At 61.6% G+C, this 4,925-nt stretch carries 5 protein-coding genes and 1 pseudogene; 1 reads left to right on the plus strand and 5 read right to left on the minus strand.

The window, feature by feature from the left end; translation table 11 throughout:
* The first annotated feature begins 80 nt into the window (after positions 1 to 80).
* Entirely contained in the window at positions 81 to 440 is a 360-nt protein-coding gene (locus tag VNX23_RS27570; RefSeq protein WP_325634730.1) for a helix-turn-helix transcriptional regulator, read from the plus strand.
* A 161-nt stretch (positions 441 to 601) separates the two neighbouring features.
* Here the strand turns inward: VNX23_RS27570 and fahA are convergent, their stop codons facing one another.
* The 5 genes and pseudogenes from fahA to VNX23_RS27595 all read right to left on the minus strand — a co-directional run.
* A complete protein-coding gene (fahA, locus tag VNX23_RS27575) occupies positions 602 to 1,954 on the minus strand; it encodes a fumarylacetoacetase (protein WP_325634731.1) in 1,353 nt (450 codons plus the stop codon).
* A 163-nt stretch (positions 1,955 to 2,117) separates the two neighbouring features.
* Positions 2,118 to 2,549 carry a hypothetical protein gene (locus tag VNX23_RS27580; protein ID WP_325634732.1) on the minus strand — a complete coding sequence of 144 codons (432 nt, stop codon included), beginning with the start codon at positions 2,547 to 2,549 and terminating at the stop codon, positions 2,118 to 2,120.
* Between the two features lie 50 nt (positions 2,550 to 2,599).
* Positions 2,600 to 4,294, minus strand: coding sequence for a cation/acetate symporter ActP (actP, locus tag VNX23_RS27585; RefSeq protein ID WP_325634733.1), 1,695 nt, complete (start codon positions 4,292 to 4,294; stop codon positions 2,600 to 2,602).
* Positions 4,291 to 4,608, minus strand: coding sequence for a DUF485 domain-containing protein (locus tag VNX23_RS27590; RefSeq protein ID WP_325634734.1), 318 nt, complete (start codon positions 4,606 to 4,608; stop codon positions 4,291 to 4,293). The genes actP and VNX23_RS27590 overlap by 4 nt, the downstream gene beginning before the upstream one ends.
* Positions 4,596 to 4,925 (minus strand): annotated as a pseudogene (locus VNX23_RS27595) (CoA transferase); the annotation flags it as partial. The pseudogene VNX23_RS27595 and the gene VNX23_RS27590, both read right to left, overlap by 13 nt.

Genomic DNA, 4,925 nt, shown 5'->3' on the forward strand with positions numbered 1-4,925 from the left:
GCTCAGAACTCGCCCGGCAGACGGAAGATATCAAACTTTAGACTTTGGTGGATTGCTATTCACGCTGAAAGGATGCTCCCATGGCTGAGTTGACCAAACAAACAATCACGGTCGAACACGTCACGCTCGTTCGAAGGATACGCACCGCATGCCTCAACGGCCCGAACCGATTTCCGGCCGCAGTCGGGATCGCCTCTCAACTCGGCCTCTCCTTGCGTACTTTCCAGCGGAGATTGGCGCAGGAGCGACTGTCCTATCAATCCATCGTCGACGGCATGCGGCGATCGCTCGCGACCGAGCTTCTCGAGAATACCCATATGGGGATAGACCAAATCGCCGAACGTATCGGTTTTGCCGACGCAACTAGCTTTCGAAAGGCATTTAAGAAATGGACCAACCGCTCGCCCTCCGATTTCCATCATCCGGAGCGGAGCGGCTAGAAGGACGTCTGCGCCAACAACATGAGCAAGTGAGCACCGACATGGCTGTCAAAAGTGTCGGAAGCTGTCCGTAGCACACCTCGTCCGGATCAAGCCAAGGCGAAACAAGATACGCGTGAACAAGCGAAACCCGGCATTCCATTCAAGCTCCGTAGCAAATATCAACGAGTTTTTCCCATACCTGAACTGTCGGCGGCTTCGATCCTGCCCACGCATGATCCGAAGCCGATGGTAGCGTATCCCTGCCGGCAACATCTGCCGCGGAATGTGATCTCGTCGCCATCTTCCAAAAAACCACGTCGTTCTCGGTTCGGAAGTGCAACCGGCTTCGACCCGGCGCTGGTGAACTCCAGCATGCTGCTGAGTTCTGCAGGACTTGGTCCGGAAATCGTGCCGGTGCCGATGAGATCGCCCGGCTGCAGGTTGCAGCCGTTGATGGTGTGATGAGCAACCATCTGCGCGGGCGTCCAGTAGAGATATTTCGCATTCGAGGTGAGGATCTCGACGGCGGCCTCGTTCGCGCCGCGCATCCTCTCGGTCGACAGAAGCACTTGAAGATGGACGTCCAGTCCGCCGCCGGCCTGGTCTGCGGCGTCGAACAAATAATCGAGCGGACGCGGATCACCCTCGGCACGCGGCAATGCTGCGACGCGGAAAGGCGCCAGCGCATCCGCGGTAACCACCCAGGGCGCAACTGAGGTTGCAAAGCTTTTGCTGAGGAAGGGTCCGAGCGGATACATCTCCCAGCGCTGAATGTCGCGCGCCGACCAGTCGTTCAACAGCGAGAAGCCCACGATCTCCTGCGCTCCCTCGGCAATCGGGATCGGCTTGCCGAGCCGGTTGCCGCTCGCAAGATAAAAGCCCATCTCGAGCTCGAAATCCAACCGTTCGGACGGACCAAAACTCGGGGGTGTGCCGGCCGTAGCCGGCGGCCGCTGGCCGAGCGGCCGACGTACCGCGCCCTGCCCGACCTGCACCGACGAGGCCCGGCCGTGATAGGCGATCGGCACCCATTTGTAATTCTCAGGCAGCGGATTTTCCGGCGTCAGCAGCGCGCCGGCGGCGCGGGCGTGATAGATGCCGGCATAGAAATCCGTGTAGTTCGACACTTTCGTCGGGAGATGGAGGGTGCATGCGTCCATGGATGTCAGCAGATCCGACGCATGCCGTCGGACCTGATTACCGGAGCTGCCCTGGTCGAGCATGTCACCGACCGTGCGGCGCATGTCGCGCATCGCGGCGAGACCGAGCGCAAACAGCGAATTGAGCGACGTCTCCTGCAAGGCATCGCGCGTCTCTTGCGCGAAACGTTCGCTGGCCCCGCTCGCTTTCTTCAGGTCCAAGACCTGGTCGCCAATCGCCACGCCAATCCGGAGATTTGGGTCGGCCTTGCTGCTGAACACGCCGAACGGTAGATTCTGGATCGGGAAATCCGTATCCGTGCGGTTGGCGACTTCGACAAAGCTGCCTCGTGCCGGATCGTGGGTCTCGTCGAGAGTGCGGGATTCTGTCATGGTGTGTCCTATCGCTCAAAAATGGACGGCACGCGGATCAGCGCGCGCCGGCCCCTTCTACATGCTCACGTTCTTCAGCAAGGTGAGAAGCCGGTGGTCGAGCGATTGCGCCATCGCGTCGATCTCCGCGCTCTTGAACTGGCCGAACATCGAGGTCGGCCTGTCATATTCCATGGTCGTGCCACCCTGCGAATTTGCATAGACCACGACCCGTAGCGGCGCATAGAGGCCGGCGGCCGCATTGACCTTGGGTCATTTCGGTCGCCGACAACGCGTTGCCGATATAGTAGGCGATCAGCGGACGGCGTTCGCCCTTCAGGGCGAGAAGATCGCCGTGAAGCGCGACGTAGTGGATCGCAAGCCCGTCTTCGCCGGCGATACGCTGCGCCGCGGCGCGCAGGCCCTCGATGTCGTTTTTCGCCAGCATGGCGCGCATGCCATCGCCAAAGCGGCCGAGCTTCTCGATCCCGGCCTTGACTTCCGGATAGGGCTTCATGGTCTTGACGACCATATGTTCGACCGGCAGCGGCGTCGACGTCACCTCGATGCCTTCCGTGGTTGAAGCGTTTCGAAGCCATTGAATGTTCAGAGTCACGGATCTTTCCTGTGCTGATGTTCGCGGTGACGTCCCACGCCCCTTCCCCATCAGGATGCTGCCGGCGCCAAGGTTCGGCTCTCCGTCGCGGGCGCCATGCCAATCTCGGATTGGACGAACTGCGCATCGAATGCCTTGCGCTCGCGGATGGCGCGTGCGCTTTGATCCGTCACCGAGAACAGCCAGGTGAAGAGGAAGGCGAGCGGCATCGAGAACAGCGCAGGATTTTCGTAGGGAAATGGTGCCGCCTTGAAATTGAACACGGCGACCCAGACGGTCTTGCTGAGCACTACCAGGACGACGGAAGCGACGAGGCCGGCAAGGCCCCCGGCCACCGCGCCGCGCGTGGTGGTGCCGCGCCAGAAGATTGCCATCGCAAGAACCGGGAAGTTGCAGCTTGCGGCGACCGAAAGCGCAAGACCCGCCATGAATGCCACGTTCTGGTTTTCAAAGGCGTAGGCGAGCAGCACCGCGACGATACCGATCACGACGGCGGCAATTTTCGAAATCCACACTTCGCGTGCCTCCGACGCGCGTCCGCTCGCGATCGCCTGGCCGTAGATGTCGTGGCTGACGGCGGAGGCGCCGGCGAGCGTCAATCCGGCGATGACCGCGAGACTCGTCGCAAACGCGACCGCCGAAATGAAGCCGAGCAGAATCGGGCCGCCAATGGCGTGGGCAAGATGGATCGACGCCATGTTTGGGCCGCCAATCAGGTCGGTGATCTTGTTGAACTGCCCCGATGCGCCGACATGGAAATAGCTTGAATCCGACATCAGGATCGGCACCGCGCCAAATCCTAGTAGGGGAGTGACGAGACAGAAATAAGCAACGCAGCTCGTGGCATAGAACACGGATTTGCGCGCGCCGGCGGCATCCTTCACCGTGAAAAAGCGCATCAGGATGTGGGGAAGGCCGGCCGTTCCGAACACCAGCGCAAGCCCCAGCGAAATGGCGGAGACCGGTTCGGCGAACAATCCGCCGGGCGCGAGGATCGCGCTCCCCTTTGGATGAATCTTGCTGGCGGCGGCGAACAACTCGCCGAAGCTGAAATCGAAGTGCCAGAGCACGGCCAGCGCCAGCAGCGTTCCGCCGCACAACAGCAAGGCCGCCTTGATGATCTGCACCCAGGTCGTCGCCTGCATGCCGCCGACAGTGACGTAGAGGATCATCAGGACGCCGACGCCGATCACCGCGAACAAATAGTTGACACCGAACAGAAGTTCGATGACCTTGCCAGCCCCGATCATCTGCGCGATCAGATAGAACAGCACGACGACGAGGCTTCCGGTCGCCGCGACCAGCCGGATGGGAGTCCGGTCGAGGCGGAACGCGGCGGCATCGGCAAAGGTATAGCTGCCGAGGTTGCGCATCCGCTCCGACATCAGGAACAGGACGATTGGCCAGCCGGTGAGGAAGCCGAGCACGTACAGGAGTCCGTCGAGTCCGTTGGCATAGATCAGCGCCGAAATTCCGAGGAACGCGCCCGCCGACAGGAAGTCGCCGGCAATCGCGAGCCCATTCTGAAGCGGCGTGATCGCGTGGCCGGCGGTATAGAAATCCGCCTTCGATTTCGTGCTGCCCGCCGAGCGATAGGTAATGACGAGCGTGGCGACGATGATCGCCGCGAACATGCCGATGGCCATCCAGTCCGGACCGGGGGCGGCCGTCGCGGCGACCATCTGCGCCGACGCCGTGCGCGGAAACGCAGCGAGGGCCGCGGCCAAGAGATACCAAAGCCTCATTGGCCGAACTCCCGATTCAAGGCGCGGGCGCGTTCGTCGAAGCGCGAATTGCACAGCCGGACGTAAAGGCCGGTCAGGAAGACGACCAGCACGATCATGAAGAGCGCTAGTAGAAGCCCGAGCGGCATGGGGCTTCCCGCGACAGTCGCGCCGAGCGCACCTTGGGCAGTAGAGATCAACGCGATGAAGCCGAAGAACATGATCAGCGTCACGATCGAAAGGGTCCAACGAAGCCTGGCGCGTGCCGAAACAAGCTCCTTGAAGGCCGGATCGGCGAGGATTTCGCACGTCCGGTCGGGCGTTAGTTGCAGCATTCAAACCTCCCCTTGGGGGATGGCTTCGCGTTGTGGCGTCCTTCGTCTGCGCGAAGGGCGGTGCGAACTAGCATCTTCGCGCGATTGTACGCTTCGATCTCCGCGTCCGAGATGCCGAGTTCCCTGAGGATTGCGTCGTTATGTTCGCCCTGGAAGGCAGGCGGCAAGGCTTCGTTGAGGACGCTTTCGGAGAAATGCCACGGGTGGCCGGGCAATCGGTACGTACCGCCAAACCGGTCCGGTACCTCCCGAACGGCTCCCCAATACTCCGCCCACTCGGTCTCCGACAGGTCCTTGAGAGAACGCACGACGCCCAC

This window comes from Bradyrhizobium sp. (assembly GCF_035570375.1).
GTDB lineage: Bacteria > Pseudomonadota > Alphaproteobacteria > Rhizobiales > Xanthobacteraceae > Bradyrhizobium.